The 22,113-nt window shown below is 50.7% G+C and carries 16 protein-coding genes; 6 read left to right on the plus strand and 10 right to left on the minus strand.

Annotated elements, in window-relative coordinates:
* Positions 1–120: 120 nt before the first annotated feature.
* A complete protein-coding gene (locus PCI15_RS15910) occupies positions 121–1,368 on the minus strand; it encodes a TRAP transporter substrate-binding protein (protein ID WP_271270918.1) in 1,248 nt (415 codons plus the stop codon).
* A 494-nt stretch (positions 1,369–1,862) separates the two neighbouring features.
* On the opposite strand from PCI15_RS15910, the gene PCI15_RS15915 reads away from it, so the two are divergent.
* Positions 1,863–2,651 (plus strand): IclR family transcriptional regulator, encoded by a 789-nt coding sequence (locus PCI15_RS15915; protein ID WP_271270919.1) that lies wholly within the window; start codon positions 1,863–1,865, stop codon positions 2,649–2,651.
* A 108-nt stretch (positions 2,652–2,759) separates the two neighbouring features.
* On the opposite strand, the gene PCI15_RS15920 is transcribed toward PCI15_RS15915, so the two are convergent.
* Positions 2,760–4,391 (minus strand): GMC family oxidoreductase, encoded by a 1,632-nt coding sequence (locus PCI15_RS15920; protein WP_271270920.1) that lies wholly within the window; start codon positions 4,389–4,391, stop codon positions 2,760–2,762.
* A 383-nt stretch (positions 4,392–4,774) separates the two neighbouring features.
* Between PCI15_RS15920 and pdxR the strand changes: the two genes are divergently transcribed.
* A complete protein-coding gene (gene pdxR, locus PCI15_RS15925; protein ID WP_271270921.1) occupies positions 4,775–6,256 on the plus strand; it encodes a MocR-like pyridoxine biosynthesis transcription factor PdxR in 1,482 nt (493 codons plus the stop codon).
* A 9-nt stretch (positions 6,257–6,265) separates the two neighbouring features.
* Here the strand turns inward: pdxR and PCI15_RS15930 are convergent, their stop codons facing one another.
* Together PCI15_RS15930 and PCI15_RS15935 are read right to left on the minus strand one after the other, a co-directional pair.
* Positions 6,266–7,669, minus strand: coding sequence for a pyridoxal phosphate-dependent decarboxylase family protein (locus PCI15_RS15930; RefSeq protein WP_271270922.1), 1,404 nt, complete (start codon positions 7,667–7,669; stop codon positions 6,266–6,268).
* A 126-nt stretch (positions 7,670–7,795) separates the two neighbouring features.
* Entirely contained in the window at positions 7,796–8,683 is an 888-nt protein-coding gene (locus PCI15_RS15935; RefSeq protein WP_271270923.1) for a LysR family transcriptional regulator, read from the minus strand.
* Between the two features lie 284 nt (positions 8,684–8,967).
* Between PCI15_RS15935 and hisD the strand changes: the two genes are divergently transcribed.
* Both hisD and PCI15_RS15945 read left to right on the plus strand, forming a co-directional pair.
* Positions 8,968–10,275, plus strand: coding sequence for a histidinol dehydrogenase (gene hisD, locus PCI15_RS15940; protein WP_271270924.1), 1,308 nt, complete (start codon positions 8,968–8,970; stop codon positions 10,273–10,275).
* Between the two features lie 68 nt (positions 10,276–10,343).
* Entirely contained in the window at positions 10,344–11,534 is a 1,191-nt protein-coding gene (locus PCI15_RS15945) for a DegT/DnrJ/EryC1/StrS family aminotransferase (RefSeq protein WP_271270925.1), read from the plus strand.
* A gap of 632 nt (positions 11,535–12,166) precedes the next feature.
* On the opposite strand, the gene PCI15_RS15950 is transcribed toward PCI15_RS15945, so the two are convergent.
* Positions 12,167–12,616 carry a PACE efflux transporter gene (locus PCI15_RS15950; RefSeq protein ID WP_271270926.1) on the minus strand — a complete coding sequence of 150 codons (450 nt, stop codon included), beginning with the start codon at positions 12,614–12,616 and terminating at the stop codon, positions 12,167–12,169.
* A gap of 109 nt (positions 12,617–12,725) precedes the next feature.
* Here PCI15_RS15950 and PCI15_RS15955 point away from each other — a divergent pair, with 109 nt between their 5' ends.
* Complete coding sequence (locus PCI15_RS15955; protein WP_271270927.1) at positions 12,726–13,628, plus strand: LysR family transcriptional regulator; 903 nt, start codon at positions 12,726–12,728, stop codon at positions 13,626–13,628.
* Between the two features lie 52 nt (positions 13,629–13,680).
* Here PCI15_RS15955 and folD read toward each other — a convergent pair whose 3' ends face one another.
* The 5 genes from folD to PCI15_RS15980 form a co-directional block, all read right to left on the minus strand.
* Positions 13,681–14,550, minus strand: coding sequence for a bifunctional methylenetetrahydrofolate dehydrogenase/methenyltetrahydrofolate cyclohydrolase FolD (gene folD, locus PCI15_RS15960; protein WP_271270928.1), 870 nt, complete (start codon positions 14,548–14,550; stop codon positions 13,681–13,683).
* 658 nt (positions 14,551–15,208) lie between these two features.
* Complete coding sequence (locus PCI15_RS15965) at positions 15,209–17,659, minus strand: GcvT family protein (RefSeq protein WP_271270929.1); 2,451 nt, start codon at positions 17,657–17,659, stop codon at positions 15,209–15,211.
* Positions 17,660–17,803: 144 nt separating this feature from the next.
* On the minus strand, positions 17,804–18,751 hold the full coding sequence (locus tag PCI15_RS15970; protein WP_271270930.1) for an electron transfer flavoprotein subunit alpha/FixB family protein: 948 nt from the start codon (positions 18,749–18,751) through the stop codon (positions 17,804–17,806).
* A complete protein-coding gene (locus PCI15_RS15975; RefSeq protein WP_271270931.1) occupies positions 18,751–19,500 on the minus strand; it encodes an electron transfer flavoprotein subunit beta/FixA family protein in 750 nt (249 codons plus the stop codon). Before PCI15_RS15975 ends, PCI15_RS15970 begins: the two co-directional genes overlap by 1 nt.
* 411 nt (positions 19,501–19,911) lie before the next feature.
* Entirely contained in the window at positions 19,912–20,505 is a 594-nt protein-coding gene (locus PCI15_RS15980) for a helix-turn-helix domain-containing protein (protein WP_271270932.1), read from the minus strand.
* Between the two features lie 550 nt (positions 20,506–21,055).
* Between PCI15_RS15980 and PCI15_RS15985 the strand changes: the two genes are divergently transcribed.
* The gene (locus tag PCI15_RS15985; protein WP_271270933.1) at positions 21,056–22,054 is read left to right on the plus strand and encodes a TRAP transporter substrate-binding protein; all 999 of its coding nucleotides are present in this window, start codon (positions 21,056–21,058) and stop codon (positions 22,052–22,054) included.
* Positions 22,055–22,113: the final 59 nt, after the last annotated feature.

Here is a 22,113-nt window from a genome sequence, read left to right on the forward strand (position 1 = left end):
CAGCTGATCGGACAATCAGCGGTTTTGAAAAAAACAAGGAACACACTAAAAGAAACGGCCCCGGCAGCCTGACTGCCGGGGCCTGGTCATGACAGCATAGTCAGTTTTTATTGTTTTAACTTAAACTGACTTCCACCAGCGGCGGGGTTCAACATTCTCCGCCAGGGTGTCCCGTGGAATTTCACGGGCGATTTTATGGATAGAACCGTAGGTATCCAGACCACCGGACCACTTGTCCAGACGGTTACGCCACTTTTCCCACGGTTCGGGATTGAATTCCGGCGCACAAATCCGTTCTGCTTTGGCACGCTCAGCATCAGAGAGAGCAGCAACCCGTACATTATGAACATCGAACAGGGTACCCGGTAGTGACGGCGTGGTCGCACCCACGGTATTCACCAGTGCTGCTTCCTGGGCGGCCTGAATCTTAACCTGCGTCAGATACGCAGATTCCATGACCGCATCCTGCAACTCACCGCTAAAACTGTCGAACAGCTTGGCATCCATCATGGTCGCTTCGGTACCGCAGAAGAAACGCAGATCCACTGACTGTGAAACCACCGGTGACATATTGGCGTATGCCACTGCACCGGCCCAGGTTTCTGCACCGTCAATCAGGCCCTGCTTCAGACCGTCCAGCGTCTCAGACCAGGCAATCGGTACCGGATTCAGCTCCAGCAACTGCATTGCAATCCGGCCCAGCTGGGTACCGGTTACCCGGTTTTTGGTACCACGCAGCTGATCAATACTGGTGATCAGTGGCTTATCCTGCCAGCCAAGACCCATTTGCAGACCCCGTAACTCACAGTGAGAGAACAGGAACTGCAGACCGTGACGGGTACGCAGCGGATCACGCAGCAGCTTCTGGCTGTCCGGGTGATAAAGGAAATGATACTGAGATGCCCGGGTTGGGAACATGTAGGCGTAATCGAGGACATTCAGATAAGGTGCACCACCGGCAGAGTTCTGGGTGGATGCCGTGAACATATCAATGATGCCCTGCTGGGTCTTCTTCACACAGTTAAGCTGACCACAGATCTGGTTATCACCCACAAACTCAATGCGGATTTCACCGTCTGTACGGGCTTCAACATCTTTCAGGAAGTCGATCGAACCCGCGCGTTCGATCAGCAGATTGTTTTCATTAAATCCTGACGCCCCGAACGTCAGTGTGTGCTTCGCAGCTTTCTTATAGCGTTTCTTGGACGTATCGTCTGCCGCCTGTGCCAGCTGCGAAAGTGAAAAACTTCCCAGGGCAGAGGCAGCCAGCATAGTAGAACTCAGACCATAAGTTGACGCTACACGGAAAAAGTCCCGGCGGGAAACTCCTTCCTGATTTGAACCGGATGCACTTACTCGCTTATTCATTGCATATACCTTTAGTTATTTTTATTGCGCTAAATTGGCGTATTGCTCAATGGACAATATAAATAAAACACAAGATTTACACGTTTTCAATTATATTATGATAACAAAAGTCTCATTTATATTAATTTCTGCAAGAAATATATTTTCAAAACTCACTGATGATACTTAAAAAACTGACATCAAATATCCCGTTGAATCACTAAAAACTCTTTATAAAACAATAACCTTTATAATTCACGACTATTCTCCCCCATACCTGCCCGATAGCCGTCGGGTATATAGAAAGCAATGAAAAAAAATCTCATAAAATACTAATTTCAAGAAAAAAACTCTCAGTATATTTAAATACAATTAATTACTTACTGTATTTAATTAATATTATTTCCAACACTTTTCTATTTAAATACCCTTTTAAATTTCATATATCACTGCAAATGAGACTTTTAATACCGTAGAATACAGTCAACACAGATAACTCGCCGGAACTCACAGTCATGACAGACGCCTCCAGCAAAGGTAAAAACTCATCCATTCAGCGTGCCCTGCGCATTCTGGAAATTGTCGCCAACGCTAAACAGCCAATTACCCCTACTGAAATTAACCGCGATCTGAACCTGCCCAAGCCGACGGTACACCGGTTATGCAGCCAGCTTGAAGATGAAGGCTTCCTGCAGCCCCGAATGGATGGCCGCGGCCTGTTACCCGGCCCGAAACTGAACGGTATCGCACTGGGGATCCTGAGCAATAATGATTACCTGCGCGGTCAGCGCCACGTCATTCTGCAGCGCTTATCTGAACAACTGGGGGAAACCTGTAATATCTCAATCCCCAACGGGGATCATATGATCTACTTTGACCGGGTCGAAACCCACTGGCCACTGCGGATTCAGCTGCAAATAAATGATCACGTTCCACTGCACTGTACCGCCAGCGGCAAGCTGTTTCTCAGTGAGATGAGCAGTGTGCAGCGCTCACGGCTGCTCAGCAAACTGCCAATGGATGAACGTACTCCAAATACCCTGACCAGCGCGGAGGCCCTGAAACCCGTACTGAGCAAGATTCGCAAAGAAGGTATCGGAATAGATAATGAAGAGTTCTTCCAGGGAATGATCGCCGTTTCAGTGCCTATCCGCGACAGCCAGGGCCGCCTGTATGCAGCACTGGCAATGCACGCCCCTACCGCCCGCATGAGCCTTGAGGAAGCCCTCAGCAATGTTCCTGCCATGCGGGAGGCTGCTGCCGAACTGGCTGAGCTGATGGATGATGAAAGCACCGTTGAATAACACCCATAAAAAAACCTCCGGCGGTAAGGCTCGGAGGCTAAGGCTGAAACATAATCCGGATCACACGAAATACACCGCCAGAGCAGTTACAGGCTGGCGGTATCTGAATCAGACGGCCTGGGCAACGGTCTGAGCCGCCGCATCTTCCCTGATCATATCCGACGCTTTTTCGGCAATCATAATCGTTGGTGCATTGGTATTACCCGAGACAATCACCGGCATGATGGAAGCGTCTACAACCCGTAAACCTTCAATACCATGTACCCTGAGACGGTCATCCACGACGGCCATATCATCATGGCCCATCTTGCAGGTACCGGTAGGGTGATAGATGGTGGTCGCCCGGTTACGGGCATACTCCAGTAATTCCTCATCGGTCTGATGCTGAATACCCGGCTCATGCTCTTCCTGAATCAGCGGTTTCAATGCCGGCGCATTAATTATATTGCGCGTAACCTTGATGGATTCAATCGCGGTTTTCTGATCCTCTTCGGTGGCCAGATAATTCGGATGAATCGCCGGATACTCTGCAGGATTATTGCTCTTCAGTTCGATATGCCCGGTACTGGTTGGCCGCAGCTGACATACCGAGGCGGTAAAGGCAGAAAAACGGTGGGTGCCGTCGGCCGGTTTATCCGCACTCAGCGGTTGCAGGTGATACTGAATATCCGGTCGCTGCATGGCAGCATCGGTCTTGGTAAAGATACATACCTGGCTGGCCGCCATGGTCAGCGGGCCAGTACGGAACAATGCGTATTCAAGCCCCATCATCACCTTACGGATCGGATTGTTAACCTCATCGTTCAGGGTGATCGGCTTGTTCACTTTATAGATGGTGCGGATCTGCAAATGATCCTGCAGGTTTTTACCCACCCCTGGTAAATGCTTCACCACAGGTATGTTATGTCGCTGCAGCTCTTCCTGATCGCCAATACCGGACAGCATCAGGGTTTGCGGAGAGTTGATCGCACCGGCACTCAGCACAACTTCTTTATTGCACTTAATCGTGTGACTGATGCCCTTAATGTTTACGGTCAGGCCCACCGCACGGTTACCGTCAAATTCAATACGCTCTACCAGTGCATTGGTCTGGGCACTCAGGTTTGACCGTTTTAACGCCGGGCGCAAAAAGCCAACGGCTGTACTGCAACGGGTACCGTTACGGTTAATGGTCAGCTGAAAATAACCAACCCCTTCCTGAGTTTCGCCGTTACTGTCTTCATTACGGGGGATGCCAACCTGTTCCGCTGCATCAATGAACTTGTCACAGAGCTCACGGCGGATCTTTATATTGGATACCTGAAGCGGACCGCCAACACCGTGATATTCACTGGCCCCCCGTTCCTGATCTTCCGACTTTTTAAAGTACGGCAGAATATCCTGGTACGACCAGCCTTTATTTCCCAGCGCTGCCCAGTCGTCATAATCTTCTTTCTGACCACGGACATAGAGCAAACCGTTCAGTGAACTGGAGCCCCCCAGCACCTTACCCCGCGGCCATTCCAGACGCCGGCCATTAATGCCCGGGTCCGGCTCAGTCTTATAACACCAGTCAGTGTTCGGATTGTGCATGGTTTTAAAGTAACCGATCGGCACATGAATCCATGGATTCGAGTCTTTATTACCTGCTTCCAACAGTAAAACGCTGCTGTTTGGATCTTCCGATAACCGGTTCGCCATCACACAGCCTGCGGAGCCTGCGCCGATTACTATGTAGTCATATGCTTGTTGTAGAGACATCAGCATTACCATTTTCTGTATGTTGCTCACCAGAGAAATCGTGTCCGAAGCAAAACCCCGGTGGCCACACTTTTGTTATTCATTCTCGGACGCCCCGGAGGGCGTCCGGCCTTACTGCTGTCACGCCAAGGCATCAGAATTTTATGTTTCTGATACACAAAGTATCATTTTAATTAAGATAAAAATCAACAATTTTAAGAAAATACGGAATTTTAAGTCTCATTTTTATTTGATAATGTTGAAAAATACACATTATTCATCCATGCTTATTTGTACGCGCTACTTATATAAAAGCGTCATCCTATGGCGATCCGGGCACAGGCCCGATACCATATGCGCATTTCCCGTGCTCCATTTGCAATCATTCATAGGCAGCCAAAACTATGTCAGCACTCTTTCATCTGGATCGCGATAACAGCGCTGCAACGCTGCAACAGCAGATCCGGGAACAACTGGTCACCGCCATTCTTGGCGGTTACCTGCCGCTTGATGAGCCTTTGCCATCCAGCCGCGGGCTGGCAAAATCACTGAATGTTGCCCGCAATACCATTGTGCTTGTCTATGATGAACTGGCTGCTGACGGTTACCTGATCTCTAAAGAACGCAGTGGTTACTATGTTGACCCTGACTTTCTTGCCAAGAAACTGGCCGGTAGCGAACGCAGTGAACCCACCTCTGATGAAGCGGTTGATAAGGTTGACTGGTACAGCAGGCTGAAAGTACAGCCCTGTACCCAGAAAAACCCCAGCCTGGCGCACTCCTGGCAGAGTTACCCTTTCCCGTTTGTTTACGGCCAGCTGGACTCAAAACTGTTCCCCATTGATAACTGGCGAAAATGCTGGCGGGATGCGGTCAGCGTTCAGGCCATCCGCGACTGGACATCAGACCGTTACGACAGTGATGATCCGCTTTTAATTGAACAGATTCAGAAACGTATTTTGCCGAACCGGGGTATTCAGGCTGATCCTGAGGAAATCCTGATCACGGTGGGTTCACAACAGGCGATATATTTGCTGGCACAACTGCTGCTGGATAAGACCAGTTGCTTCGGCATTGAAGACCCCGGTTATGTCAGTGCTGCGCATATTGCCTCGGTATTCGGTGCAAAGGTTGCCAGTCTGGAAGTGGATGAACAGGGCCTGATGGTCGATGACCGCCTGAACTGTTGTGATGCGCTCTACATCACCCCGAGCTATCAGTGTCCGACCACGGTTACGATGCCTTTGGAAAGACGCCGGGCACTGCTTAATAAAGCAAAGGAAGAAGATTTCATTGTCATTGAAGATGACTATGAGATGGAAATGAACTATGACACAAACCCGACGCCGGCGCTGAAAAGCCTCGACAGCCACGACCGGGTTCTGTACATCGGCAGTTTATCCAAAACCCTGGCACCGGGCCTGCGAATGGGTTTTCTGGTCGGCCCCAGAGCACTGATTCAGGAAGCCCGCAACCTGCGTCAGTTAATGGTCCGCCACCCACCGCTGAATAACCAGCGTGCGGTGGCATTATTCCTGGCGCAGGGCTATCACGATGCGTTACTGCGCAAGCTCGCCCGGGCATTTCAGCAGCGCAGTGAAATTATGGCGGCAGCCTTGGATACCTATTTACCGGACAGCTATACCCAGCCCAGTGGCGGCTCATCCTTCTGGTGCGAATTACCGCCGCACATTGACGCGGCAGAGCTAAAGCGGCAGGCCACCAAAGACGGTTTGTTAATCATCTCCGGTGACAGCTACCACTTTGCGGCCAACTTGCCGAAAAACTATATCAAACTGGGCTTTTCAGCCATCACACCGGAAGCGATTGAGCCAGGCATCCGTAAGCTTGCCCGGCACATTCACAGCCTGGAAGAGAGTAAATAGGCGGATTTATCAGTATTCACCGCTGGCGACTAACTGCTCGCCAGTGGTGAGACAGGCTTGCAGAAAACGTTCAATGTTCTCAGCCTGAGCCGCATCATTCGCCAGAATCAGACGAATACCGCTACGCCCCTTATACTGGGCATAATCCACATACGCCCCGCCATTGCGCATCATCGTTTTGGTGATCGCAATGTTTAACCGGCGCAGTGTCTGCTCATCATCAATGCCTTCCGGCTTAAAGCGAAACACCACGTTCAGATATTCCGCCGGGGCAATCATCTCCAGCTGATCCGTCTGCTCAACCCGGCTGACACACAGGCTCTTCAGCCCCTGTAAGTGATCAATTTTGGCAGCAAATCCTTTATAGCCCAGCGCCTTCCAGCTTAACCAGACTTTCAGAGAGTCTGCCCGGCGGCCACACTGCATTGAGCGTTCACCCAGGTTAAAGGCAGCATTCTCATCTGCATGGAACAGATATTCTCCACCACCACCGCTGAAGCACTCTTTGAGCAAACCTGCCTGCTTCACCAAAATAACCGCTGCGGTAATCGGCACGTTCATCAGTTTATGGGCATCCCAGGCGAAAGAATCGGCCAGACCGGAGTTCGCCAGCAGGTGGCGGGAGTGTTCAGAAAACAGCACCGGCGCGCCCCAGGCACCATCAATATGCAGCCACAGATCAAACTTATCGGCGACGGCACGGCATTCAACCACCGGATCAAAAGCACCGACAACCGTCGTACCGGCGGTCAGGCTGATATAGAACGGCTGATGGCCGGCGGCCAGGCTTTCTTCAATGGCGGTTTCCAGCGCCCGGGGACACATACGCCCTTCATCATCGGTTGCTACTGCCACTAAATTGTCTGAACCGATCCCCAAAACATTCACAGCTTTTTGTGCAGAGTAATGTGCCTGATCTGAAACATAAGCGATTAAGCGCCGGCCGTCTGCGCCCCGGGTTTTAAATTCCGGACAGGCTTTATGGCGTGCCAGCATCATGCCAATAAGGTTCGCCTGGCTGCCGCCGGACACCATCAGACCATCGCCTTCGTTGAAGCCGACCAGTGAGTTCCAGTTCTTAATCAGTTCCAGTTCCATCAGCGTCGCCACCGGCCCTACCTGATAGGTATGCATGGTTGCATTGCTCAGGCTGGTGATCCAGTCTCCCAGTAACGCTGCGTCGTTGCGGCCGGAATACAGTAATTTGAAGTAATCCGCCTGGGCACTGTCCGGGTTATAGTGCAGGTAATCCTGCACGGCCTGCTCCAGCGCCTCCAGATCAGCCCCGTCCTGTTGCAGGCTCAGATCCAGCATCTGCTGCAACTCGGCTGCCGCCGGCGCCTGAACTACAGGACGGTCACCACGGCTGTGATCCGCAACAGCACGGTTGAGAATATCCAGATAAGCTTGCATAGGGTTACTCCAAAGGGCAATTCAGTCATTGCCCGGGAGTATAGGCAGCAGAGGTAAAACAGCTCCAATGCTATTTTGCTTAGCAGTGGTTACTATTCGGCATAGCTTCCAAAAAAGGCGGAATCATCAGGCCTGTAAATGTTCCCAGAAAGCTTCACAGGCGGCATTGGCAGGCTTCCCTAAACGGTACAGTTTTATAGACAGCTCAACACTGGCGAAAGGTTCCGGCAAAATCGCTAACTGACCTGAGGCCAATTCATCAGCAATCAGGCTTTCCGGAACCCACGCCATGCCATGCCCTTTCAGCACCAGCGCTTTGAGTGCTTCTGACAGCGCATTTTCACACACTGAATGCAGCTGCACCTTATCGGTCAGATCCGCCAGACAGCGCTGCTGTAACAAGCGCCCGAAAAAAGATTCTGAAGGATGACTGAGCAACCGCACCGGCCGCTGTAAGTCTTCTCCGAAAAGCAGCAGGCCCTCTTTCACCAGCGACACCGGCACCAGGCGGTCAGTACCAACATGAAGGCTTTCGATGTCATCCCGCTGCATTTGCTGAAACACTTCATGGCTGGCATAACTGAGCAGAAAGTCACCGTTACCGCTCAGAAATGCATCCATTGCATCATGGAGGTTGCCGGCTTCAACTTTAATAAGGGTGTCTGAACCTGACTTTTCAAGTGTCTGCATCCAGTCAGGAAAAAAAGACACCGCCAGTGCATGCTGCGATATCACCTGTACCTGTTCCCGGGGTTGGCTGATCGCCTGCATTTGCTGACGAACGGCATAGGTCTGATTGATCAGTTGCTGCGCCTGCTCGGCAAATGCAACGCCGGTGGGTGTCAGAGTCGTTGGGTACTGATCACGGTCGACCAGGCTGACCCCCAGCCAGTTTTCCAGTGACCGGATGCGACGGCTGAACGCAGGCTGTGTTACAAAGCGTGATTCTGCTGCTTTCGAAAAACTGCCGTGCTCAACCAGCGCCGTAAAATCAATCAACCACTTAAGTTCCATTCGTTACCCTTACCAAATTACTGCTCAACCGCCGGTCTATACAGTACCACATCAATGAATCGAGAATCATTAACATTTGAAGCCAATTTAAACAGGCTGCTCCTGCCCTGGGGTGACCGTCCAAAGCCCACATGAAACCTGAGCTATGCAAAAAAGTAACCGCTAAAGATCAAAAATAGTATTGGTCAGCACCGTGCCGCCCTTCTACTATCGGTATCAATAACAAATCAAATGCCGCAGAACACAACCCTGCAGGCAGATCTGACAAGCTGATGAGGTGGGCCATGGAGTACCTGAAGAAATCTAACGCACCGGTTGCCGAAACCGATGAAAAAATCCAGACAGCCGTCAAAGCGATGCTGGCCCGTATTGCCGATGAAGGTGAAGCGGCGGTCCGTGGTTACGCTTTGCAGTTCGATAACTGGGAAGGCGACTTCATTCTCAGCGATGAGAAACGTGCCCGCCTGATTGCGCAGGTACCGGAACAGACCAAACAGGATATCCAGTTCGCCTATAAGCAGGTACGCACCTTTGCAGAGGCACAGCGTGCCAGCATGCAGGAATTCGAAATTCAGTCTGAGCCGGGGGTTAAGCTGGGTCAGAAAATCATCCCGGTCAACTGTGCCGGCTGTTATGTGCCGGGCGGACGTTACTCCCATGCGGCATCTGCACTGATGAGCGTAGCCACTGCGAAGGTTGCCGGTGTGAAGAAAATCATCGCCTGCTCACCGCCAAAAGACGGCAGCATCCACCCTGCGATTGTTTATGCAATGGATCTGGCCGGGGCTGACATTATTCTGGAAATGGGCGGTGTTCATGCCATCGCAACCATGGCCAAAGGCCTGTTCACCGGCGAAGCCGCCGATATTCTGGTGGGCCCGGGTAACGGCTATGTTGCTGAAGCCAAACGCTTACTGTTCGGTGAAGTAGGTATCGACGTATTTGCCGGTCCGACTGAATCAGCCATCATCGCCGACGACAGCGCGGACCCGATGACCCTTGCTGTGGATCTGGTCTCTCAGGCAGAGCACGGCTACGACTCGCCGGTCTGGCTGTTCACCACCAGCCGCCGTATCGGTGAAAAAGTGGCTGAACTGATGCCAAAAGTTGCCGCCGATATGCCTAACCATGAGGTTGTACAGTCTGCCTGGGATGTACACGGCGAAATCATCCTGTGCGACAGCCGGGAAGAATGTGTAAAAGTCAGTGATGACTATGCCAGTGAGCACCTTCAGGTCATCACTGAAGATCTGCAGTGGTGGGCTGAGAACCTGACGAACTACGGTTCACTGTTCCTCGGTGAAGGCAGTACAGTTACCCATGGTGACAAGTGCTCCGGTACCAACCACATTCTGCCAACCAAGCGGGTTGCCCGTTACAGTGGTGGCCTGAACGTTCAGAAATTCCTTAAGATTCTGACCTATCAGGAAATTGACGAGTCCGCTAACCTGGCATTCAGTACTGCAGGTTCACGTATTTCACGTGCTGAAGGCATGGAAGGACACGCCCGTGCCTGTGACTGGCGTCTGCGTAAGTACTACCCGGATACCGAATGGGACTTCCACGTTTACGATCAGAAACGTTACGACTGATCACACACGGCTAACCGTTATATTTCCAGCCCTGCCCTGCAGGGCTTTGTAATTTCAGGATATTAATTATGAAGACTTTCAGTAAATCCTTTACCCAGCAGGAAGCAATCCCGGAAGCAGGTATCGCAGCGGCAAACAGCGTTATGCAATCAGGCCGTTTACACCGCTATAACACACTGCCGGATGAACGCAGTGAAACTGATCTGCTGGAAATTGAATATGCCGGATACATGGGCGTGCCTTATTGTCTGGCCTGTTCTTCCGGCGGCTATGCCCTGCACGTTGCAATGCGTGCAGCGGGCGTCAAAACAGGTGACAAAGTACTCTGTAATGCCTTCACGCTGGCACCGGTTCCCGGCGCTATTCATAATAGCGGTGCAGAACCTGTTCTGGTGGATGTTGCTGATGATTATTGCATTGATCTTGATGATCTGGATGCCAAAGCCGCCAGCAGTGGCGCGAAATTTTTCATGCTCTCGCACATGCGCGGTCATTTGGCAGACATGGACCGCATCATGGAGATCTGTGAAAAGTACGGTCTGTTCCTGATTGAAGACTGTGCACATACCATGGGCGCCAGCTGGAACGGTCAGAAAAGCGGCACCTTCGGTGATGTTGCCTGTTTCAGTACCCAGACCTATAAGCACATCAACTCCGGTGAAGGCGGCTTCCTGACAACCCGTCACCCGGAGATTATGGCCCGTGCCATCATGCACTCCGGCTCATACATGCTGTTTGAACGCCACTTTGCTGCGCCGCCAAAGGAAGCCTTTGCAGACATTCGCTTTGAAACACCCAACTACAGCGGTCGGATGGATAACCTTCGCGCCGCTATCCTGCGTCCGCAACTGGCTGATCTGGATACTCAGTGTCAACGTTGGAATGCACGCTACCGTCTGCTTGAAACCCTGTTTAACGCCTGTCCCGGTATTCACATTCCGGCCCGTCCCGCAGCAGAAGATTTTGTTGCCAGCTCCATCCAGTTCTCGCTACCGGACTTCTCAGAAGCGCAGATTTTGGAAGTGGTTACGGAGTGCGCCAGACGTGGTGTCGTACTGAAGTGGTTTGGTGATGCAGATCCTAAAGATTACACCAGCCGGTATGACAGCTGGCGCTACATTAAAGATATGCCTCAGCTACCCAAAACCGAACAGATCCTGAGTAAACTGCTGGATATGCGTATCCCGCTTACCTTCAGTGAAGAAGACTGTCAGCTGTTGGGTGAAATCATTTCTGAAGTAGTTAGCGAACAAACGTAGTCAGCGCACTGAATCACTGAATTCAGGCGAAAAAAAACCGGGTGCAAGCACCCGGTAAAAATACTTATGACAAGAGCCTATTGCCTGGATCGCGCCAAATACGATTTCAGCAATTGATCGTAAAATGAAAAGGGCCTGGCCAAATCAGGCCCTTTCCCGTAGCAACCCTTCGGTGAGGTGAGGAAGTGTTGCCAACCACTTACGAGCCAGAGCAATAATACATTACTGATAATGATTATCAACAACTTTTGATAATTTATCTCATTTCAAGCTCTACCTTCTCTGAAAACACTGCAACATCAGCCCCTCCCGCAGAAGTGAATTGCCGTTAAATCACAAAGAAACATACATCCGGAATGTGTAACGCTGATTTCAGACGAAAAAAAACCGGGTGCAAGCACCCGGTAAAAATACTTATGACAAGAGCCTATTGCCTGGATCGCGCCAAATACGATGCAGGCATAGTTCGTAAAATGAAAAGCGTCTGGCCAAATCAGACTCTTTTCCGCAGCAACCCTTCGGTGAGGTGAGGAAGTGTTGCTGACCACTTACGAGGCAGAGCAATGATACATTAACGATAATGATTATCAACAACTTTTAAGAATTGTTTTCATTCCCTGGAAAACAAACATTCAAACCACGGCGTCGGGCTGAGCAACCGGAAATATCCGATCATAAACCCAGGTATACATAAAGGTCATCAGCACGACACTGGCCATCACGGCAATGTCCATCAGCAGTGCCTGCCAGAGACCGAAACCTAACCACCACATGATAATCGGCAACGATGTGGCCGTCAGGGTAAACTCAAAACTCAGGGCATGAATAATTCTGCCTACAAAACTCCGTTCAGTCGGTACCCTGCCAAACGCAACATCAACCCGGTCATAGACATAATTAAACGCCAGATTGATTACCATCGCTTTAGCGCTGAGAATCAGCGATAACGCTCCCATTTCCAGCAGCTCTTTATCCAGAGCATAACTCAGTGCCGGAGTAATGGTGCTGATTAACAATATCTCAAAGATAACGGTATAACGAATTCTGTCCCATTTATTCCGGATAACAATCTCTGTCGCCATCTCCACTGCTCTCCATACCAACATCAAAATTTATAATATGCTGGCTATTCTAATCATCATTCAGATGGAATAAAGTTACTTAGTATCTATATTTTAGATAGGTAGCTAAATGCTCAGCACTGATCAGATCACCGCCTTTATCGCCGCCGCCGAACACGGCTCATTTTCTGCGGCAGCCCGCAGCCTTAATAAAGCACAGTCAGCCGTTAGCCATGCCATTCAGAATCTTGAGATTGATCTTGGCATAGAACTGTTTGACCGCAGCGCCCGCAGCCCAAGCCTCACCCCGGCGGGAAAAGTCCTGCTACGTAAAGCGCACGCCTTACAACAGACCCGGCAGGAATTCATTGCCCAGGCGACGTCCCTGAACGGAGCCAATGAAACCGAGATCTGTCTGGCCATTGCCCAGAGCGTCTGGGACCTGCCCCTGCTGGAAGTCCTCAGGGAGTTCGAACAGAAATACCCGTATGTCACACTGGAATTGCTGGACCCGGGCAGCAGCGATGCGGCCGAACTGATCCGTTCCGGCCGGGCAGATATCGGCCTGATGATGGAGCAGGAAATCTATCCCAAGGGGTTTCGCTTCAGCGGTATCGGCTATGCCCGCTTATTACCGGTGTGCCACCCGGATCATCCCCTGGTTGCACAGCAACCGGTCAGCCATCAGCAGCTGCGACAACACCGCCAACTGCTGGCCAGTAACCGGAATCCTGACGACCGCAGCCACGACCGTCACTTGCTCAGCCCGGACCTGTGGCGTTTTGAAAGCCCGCACGTCATGCTGGAAGCCGTGTGTGCAGGTCTTGGCTGGGCATTCCTGCATGAGTCAGTCATTCGTGAAAAACACAGTAATGGGGAGCTGAGGGTCTTACAGCTGGCTTACCAGCAGGTGGATGTCTTTCAGGGAATTGATGTGATCTGGACAGAACATAAAGCGCTTGGCTCCGCCGGCCAGTGGTTGCTGAACCGTTTACAGGCTGTCAGGGGGAATAATCCGTTACCCGGCGCCTGACATCAGACACAAAAAAACCGGCTCATGGCCGGTTTTTTTATGACAGAAAATCTTAGTTCAGATTTTCCAGACGCTTAAATGCAGTCAGAGTGTTCAGCAGCAGCATCGCGATAGTCATCGGACCAACACCACCCGGCACAGGTGTAATGTGAGCCGCTTTTTCAGAGGCGCTGGCGAAGTCAACATCACCCACCAGCTTGTTCTTACCGTCGCGCTGGATACGGTTGATACCTACGTCAATTACGCATGCACCCTCTTTGATCCAGTCAGCGTTAACCATTTCAGGACGACCAACAGCCGCTACAACGATGTCCGCCTGACGGCAGATTTCTTCGATGTTCTGAGTGCGGGAGTGAACGATAGTCACAGTGCAGCTTTCAGCCAGCAGCAGTGCCGCCATTGGCTTACCCACGATGTTAGAACGGCCGATTACAACAGCGTTCTTACCGGACAGGTTGTCACCCAGTGCGTGTTTAATCAGGTGAACACTGCCGTGCGGTGTACATGGCAGCAGGCTTTCTTCGCCGATAGACAGACGGCCAACGTTTACCGGGTGGAAACCGTCAACGTCTTTGTCAGGATCGATCGCGTTCAGTACGGTTTTTTCGTCGATCTGAGATGGCAGTGGCAACTGACACAGAATACCGTGTACATCGTTGTCATTGTTCAGCTGATCAACCAGCGCCAGCAGTTCTTCCTGAGAAGTGGTTGCAGGCAAACGGTGCTCAGTAGAGACGAAACCTACTTCTTTTGCCTGTTCGCCTTTCTTGCGAACATAAACCTGGCTAGCAGGATCTTCACCTACCAGGATAACGGTTAAGCCTGGTGCCTTACCGGCTTTTTGCTGAAGCTCAGCAACTTCACCCGCCATTGTTTGACGAAGATTAGTAGCATACGCGTTGCCGTCAATGATATTGCTCATAATTTACCTATCGTAATCCTGTATCGACCCGACACATCTGCATTCCCGGCAGCACAACTGCTATCTAGGGAACTGATATATCCGGGAGCTAAATTAGCCTTGGTTTACGCCCGCCAGCAAAGCAATCTGCGACGCGACAAAACAGCCGTTATGATATAGCTACCACTGTCAGGTTCAAGCGCTTATCGACAAGAAAACCCGGAAATTGGGCAGTGGTAAACACTGGCATGATCTGTAGCAAGCGCTGACAGAAAAGCCGGTCATCAGAGCGGTATTATCAGGACAATACTTCAGCAATAATTTGCCAAAAGCGACCTGTATTTGATTAAAGATACAGACCGTAGCGGCAGCACCCGTCCGGCGTCTGCTGCACCCTGCCCTTTTTACTCTGCCACCCACAATACCTTGCCGGTAATCATGCCGAACCTGACATTCGCACCAAAAAAATCTCCTGTCCCAGTCACCTGAGCAGAAGATCGTCATAACTATACTTTTGAACAGCTACTTTTGTATAACCTGGCTGGGGGCTATCCTGCATGAGCAGCGTAAAAGAAGCAACCGTGCGACTTAATTTTAGGGCACGACCAGACCAGAGCATACCTCTCTGATCCGGCAATTAAGTCACAGGTTGCCTCAAACCCTCATTAAATACTGTTCATCAGCACTTAATTTTTTCCATCGCCGGATCAAAGAATGAGCGCAGTGACGGTTTCACCCTGTAACGTTCACATTCAACTTCGATCTCAAACGCCGCACTGTCCAGCCAGTCTTTGGTGACCCCGGCATCGTTTTCGATGTAACCCATCGCAACAGTTGCACCCAGCGAGTGGCAGAACATACCTGCGGTAGTACGGCCAACAATCTTACCGTCGGCAATGATCGGCTCTTCGTGGTAGCAAAGCGGCTCAGGATTCTCAAACAGGAAGGCGACGAAGCGACGTGTCAGAGGCCCGGCCTCTTTCTGTGCCAGCAAGGCTTCCTTACCGATGAATCCGCCTTCTTTATTAAAGTCAGATGCAAAGCCCAGGCCGGCTTCCAGCGCGGTGTCTTCGTCGGTGATGTCGTGACCCCAGTGACGGTAGCACTTCTCCATCCGCAGAGAGTTCATAGTGTGATAACCGTAAGGACGGATACCAAACTCTTCACCCGCTTCATTGACCAGATCGTAAACACTTGGCGCGAACTCAGTCGGGATATACAGCTCCCAACCCAGCTCACCAACATAGGTAATACGGGAAGCACGAACCACCGCATAACCCAGCTCAATCTCTTTAGAGGTTGCAAACGGGAAGGCCGCATCAGACATATCTTCACGGGTCAGCTTGCTCAGGGTTTCCCGGGACTTCGGCCCCATTACAGTAACAACAGCCATCGCAGAAGTCATATCGGTGAAGAACACCATGGCATCCGCCGGCTTGTTACGGCGCAACCAGGCCATGTCACGGTTCTGACAGGCAACCCCTGATACCACCAGGAAGCGGTCTTCCGCCAGACGGGTAACGGTTACGTCCGCCTCAATACCACCGCGTTCGTTCAGCCACTGGGTATACACCATACGGCCGACAGCAACATCAATGTTGTTAGAACAGATACGGTTCAGGTAGCTCACCGCATCCGGGCCTTCAACCTGATACTTACAGAATGAGCTCTGATCGATAACCCCTACTGCGTTACGGACGGCTTCATGTTCAGCGCGGTTGTTGTCAAACCAGTTCTGACGGCCAAAGGAGTATTCATACTCAGCTTCCTGACCTTCATTGGCGAACCAGTTAGCGCGCTCCCAGCCATTCTCTGAACCGAATACTGCGCCCTGTGCTTTTAGCTGATCGTGCAGCACTGAGCGACGCACGCCGCGGGAGGTTTTGAATTGCTTGAACGGGTAGTGGGTTTCATACAACAAGCCTAGGGTTTCAGTGGTCCGTTCCTGCAGATATTTCTGCGTGCCCTGGAAAGGCATATTACGGCGGATATCCACATCCCACAGATCCCGTGGTGCATGGCCTTTATCAATCCACTCGGCCAGCATCTTACCGGCACCACCGGCGGACTGAATACCTACCGAGTTGAAACCGGCTGCGACAAAGTAGTTACGCAGTTCAGGTGCTTCACCCAGGTGGTAACGGTCATCCGGTGTGAACGACTCAGGGCCGTTGAAGAATACCTGCAGGCCGGTTTTTTCCAGTTCAGGTACACGGTGCATTGCTGCTTCCAGATAAGGCTCCAGGTGTTCAAAATCTTCCGGCAGCTCATCAAAGCAGAAGTCTTCAGGAATACCGTCCTGACCCCATGGCTTAGCGCCTGGCTCAAACATACCGACCAGCAGTTTGCCGGCATCTTCTTTGTAGTAGCAGTAACCGTCCATGTCCCGCAGGGTAGGCAGACCATGATCCAGATTCGGCATGTTTTCAGTGACGACGTAGAAGTGTTCCGCACCGTGCAGCGGCACGTTTACGCCGGCTTTCTTACCGAACTCACGGGCCCACATACCGGCACAGTTAACTACGTATTCGGCATCGATATCGCCCTGCTCGGTGATAACACCGGCAGCTTTACCGTCACGGATCTTCATATCCAGCACTTTTACGCCTTCAATGATCTGCGCACCGCCCATACGGGCACCTTTTGCCAGCGCCTGGGTAACATCAACCGGGCTTGCCATACCGTCCATCGGCAGGTGAATCGCACCCAGTACGTCATCAATGTTCAGCAATGGCCACAGGTCACGGGCCTGTTCCGGATTGATCACGTCGCACGGGAAGCCGGCAACTTTCGCCATTGATGCACCGCGCTTGAGTTCAGACAGACGCTCTTTGTTCGTCGCGATAGTCAGCGAGCCATTACGGACAAAGCCGGTGGCCTGCCCTGTTTCAGCCTGAAGCGTGTCATAGAGGCTGGCACTGTAATTGGCCAGCATCGACATATTATAGGTCGCACGCAATGTTGGTACTAAGCCGGCAGCATGCCAGGTGGTACCACAGGTCAGTTGCTTACGCTCCAGCAGGACTACATCGGTAATACCCAGCTTGGTCAGGTGATAAGCTACGCTACAACCGATTACGCCGCCGCCAACGATGACGACACGGGCAGATGAGGGTAATTGCTTTGTCATATGATTCTCCAACAGCCTGTCAGGCTGTAACTGCACATTCTTGTTACGCTCTGTCAGTTACAGACTGCAGAGACTTTTATTATGAGCACTGAAAAAAAATGCCTGCAGCAGAGCTGCAGGCTAAGCAGTGCTTTAGAGAAAACGTTAAACCTGTTGTTCCAGCTCTGGCAGGGCCTCAAAAAGATCCGCTACCAGGCCGTAGTCAGCCACATTAAAGATAGGTGCTTCATCGTCCTTATTAATAGCAACGATGACTTTTGAGTCTTTCATGCCCGCCAGGTGCTGAATTGCGCCGGAAATACCAACAGCGATATACAGTTCCGGTGCGACGATCTTGCCGGTCTGGCCAACCTGATAATCATTGGATACAAAGCCGGCATCAACCGCCGCACGGGATGCACCCACGGCTGCACCGATTTTATCGGCAACCTTTTCCAGTAACGGGAAGTTATCGCCACTTTGCATGCCGCGGCCACCGGAAATAATGACCCGGGCAGACGCCAGCTCAGGGCGCTCAGAGTTGCTCTTTTCTTCACCGATGAAACGGGACACACCCTGATCAGCAACCTGTTCCAGCGTCTGTACTTCAGCCTGACCACCGTCAGCAGCTACCGCCTCAAACGCGGTGGTCCGCACGGATATAACTTTGACTGCATCACTGCTCTGTACTTTCGCCAGCGCGTTACCGGCATAAATAGGCCGGACAAACGTATCAGCACTGCAGACTTCTATAATGTCTGATACCTGAGCAACATCCAGCAATGCTGCAATGCGCGGCAGAACATTCTTCGCCGAAGTGCTTGAGGCAGCAATGATGTGGGAGTAGCCAGCATCTTTTGTCAGGGCAACCACTGCAGGAGCCAGGTTTTCAGCCAGCTGCTGCGCCAGCGCCGAAGAATCCATCACCAGCACTTTATCAGCACCGGCTACTGCCGCTGCCTGCGCGCTTACCGCTGCACAGTCGCTGCCCGCTACCAGCAGGTGCAGATCACCGGCGCCCGCCTGTTTAAGTTCTTCCGCAGCACGCACACTGTTCAGGGTGGCAACATTCAGCTGTTGGTTATCGTGTTCAGCAATTACCAGAATCGTCATTACAGTACTCCTGCTTCAGCGGTTAACTTCTCAACCAGTTCACTTACATTGGCAACTTTAATACCCGCCTGACGTTCTTCAGGCATGGTGACTTCCAGCGTTTTCAGACGCGGAGCCACATCCACACCCAGATCTTCCGGCGTGATGGTTTCCAGCGGCTTACGCTTAGCCTTCATAATATTGGGCAGGGACGCATAACGGGGTTCGTTCAGGCGCAGGTCCGTGGTGACAACAGTCGGTAACTTCAGGCCGATTTTCTGCAGGCCGCCGTCCACTTCGCGGGTAACCAGTAACTCTTCACCGGCAACTTCAACTTCCGATGCGAAAGTACCCTGCGTCATATTGGTTAATGCTGCCAGCATCTGACCTGTCTGATTGTTTTCACCATCGATGGACTGTTTACCCATCATGACAATGCCTGGCTGCTCTTTTTCAACCAGTGCCGCCAGCAGCTTGGCAATCGCCAGCGGCTCAACATCGGCATCCGTCTCAATTTGCAGAGCACGGTCAGCACCTAATGCCAGCCCCGTACGTAACTGCTCCTGACAATCTTTGGTACCGGCGCTCACCACGATCACTTCAGTGGCGATACCTTTTTCTTTAAGACGGACAGCTTCTTCGATCGCGATCTCACAAAATGGATTAACCGCCATCTTTACATTGCTTAGATCAACTGCAGAGTTATCCGGCTTCACGCGAACCTTTACGTTCGCATCAACAACCCGCTTTATCGCGACCAGTATCTTCATCACAACCTCATCAAGACCGTTTTCACATCACGATGGTAGAAACCAAAGTAAAATGAAATTATTTATTAAAATTTCATTTATATATATACACGCGGCATTTTTTTATGTCAAAGAATTTATTAAGGATAAATTACACTCTCAGAGAAACTTAAAGAAAAACAAGCACTGAATATGAAACGTTACAGGAAACAAATAACCGGCAATGGCTATATATAGAAGCAGACAGGCAGATGATGTTCCCTCACTGCAAAGGCCCGGTAACAGGCTTACAGACAGGTGCGATCCGGAAACAGTAAGAAGAATTTTTCAGTAAACGGGCCGGTACACAGATTGCCTGTATACCGGAGAGCATCAACAGTGGAATAAATAAAAGAAGGGGAAAAGAGAAACTGTTGCAGTTTCCCTGACAGATCAGTAGTTGGCTCCTGCTAATGTCCAGACAATAACAACGTCTTCATCATCGGAGAGATTTCTCAGCCAGTGAGGCTCATCACCGGTCAGAGCAAAGCTATCTCCGGTACCAAGGTGGAATACTTTTTCACCGATTCCCAGCTCCAGATGACCAGAAAGCACAAATCCCGCCTCTTCACTCTTACGGCGGCGGGATCCCTGACGACCGGATCCTGGTTCTAAAGTCGAAAGCACCATCTGCAGCTGGCCACTGAGTGTCGGGGATAATAATTCTTCCCGCATGCCGGTACCGGCAAAATTCAGACTGCGACGGTTATGCTGACGTACGATGTGATCCAGCTCTTCAACAGGCGCTTCCCGGTCGGCATGAAAGAACCAGCTTATCTGCACATCGAGAATTTCACTGATCGCCTGTAATACTGGAATCGGTAACGCTGATACACCCCGCTCTACCTGACTGACGTAGCCTACCGAACGGTCTATTTTTTCTGCCATCGCCGTCAGCGTAATACCCTTCGCTTTGCGCAAATCCCTTATTTGCTTACCTATACGCAGGTTTTCGCTTTCCATATTGTCTTTATGCCCCTGTTTCATATCTGACCTTTCACCATTAATCGCAGACATCATAACAAACAATCTGCCTGGTGAATAAACTTGTCGATTTTTCACTTAAACAACAATGCGCTGAAATAAAGCACTCAAAAACCTTACTTTTTTGTCCCCTGAGGTTTCACCCGGAAGTCGTATAGGCATGAATGATCAATAACTTAAGAAAATAAATTGGGAAATTTAATTTTTTGCATTGGGAATCAAGGCTATAGTATTAACCGGTAACCCGTTCTTGCAGTAGAAGAAAGGTGTGACACCAGGACTGGCCCCATATAGGTTGCCCGGCTGGCCCTAAAAAACAAACATCCATGGGTTAACTATGTATGACATTGTCACATTGAGATTCTGATGTCTGATGACACCTTGTTATCAGACATAAAAACCAGGTTTCGCCGAGTGATGATGGCTTACAGAAAGTTGTTATTAATCCCCCATGTGGTATTAATTTCACTGGCTCTAAGTCGATTCGGCAACGGATCACATGGCTCAACACTTGTCTGAGAACAAGTGCAATAACAAAAATCAGGAGTTACTTATGAAGCATAAGAATAAGATCACTACAGTACTATCCCTGACGGCTGGCTTGCTTTTCTCTGCCAGCACATTAGCTGCTAACTGGAACATCGCAGTAGGTGATGGTGGTGGAAGTGCTCAAGAAGCTTTAGGTCTGAAGTTTATCGAACGTCTGGAAGCTAAGACTGACCACAGCGCTAAGCTGTTCCTGAACGGTCAGCTGGGTTCCGAGCAGGACACAGTAAACGATGCAGCACTGGGCACACTGGATTTTTCCATCGTTGCAAGTAACAACATCGGTCCTTTCTCTCCAACTCTGGGCATTTTATCTCTGCCTTACATCTTCGAAAACCTGGATCAGGCGGTAAGCGTTGTTTCTGGTCCAATCGGAGCTGAGCTGGTTGACAACACTATTCGTGATGCCGGCGTTCGTATCGTTGGCTGGACTTACTCAGGTTTCCGTGTACTGAGTAACTCTAAAAAGCCAATTCAGAAACTGGCTGACCTGGATGGCGTAGTTGTACGTGTTCCTAAAAACGAAATCATGATTGATACTTACAAGTCCTGGGGTAACAACCCTACTCCTATGGCTTGGTCTGAAACTTTCACAGCTCTTCAGCAGGGCGTTGTAGATGGTCAGGATACTCCTTACACCACTATTTACGCGATGAAGTTCGGCGAAGTTCAGAAGTACATCACTGACTTGCACTACCTGTTCCTGCTGGAGCCTCTGATTGTTTCTGAATCTCTGTATCAGGACCAGGACGAAGCGACTCAGAAAGCTATTCTGGAAGCCGGTCAGGAAGCAACTGCTTACAGCCTGCAGTGGCTGAAAGACAAAGAAGTGACCATCAAAGACGAGCTGGTTAACAAGTACGGCATGCAAATCGACTCCCTGCAGGACGAAGCTGAATGGGCTAAGAAAGCTCAGATGGCTGTATGGCCTAAGTTCTACGAAAGTGTTGGCGGCAAAGAGAAAGTTAATGCCCTGCTACGCTCTCTGGGACGTGAAGAAATCTAAGGTTATCTAACCTCAGATTTCTCACTAACGTATATGCCCCATCCGGGGCATATACTTAT

This window comes from Aliamphritea hakodatensis, from assembly GCF_024347195.1.
Taxonomy (GTDB): domain Bacteria; phylum Pseudomonadota; class Gammaproteobacteria; order Pseudomonadales; family Balneatricaceae; genus Amphritea; species Amphritea hakodatensis.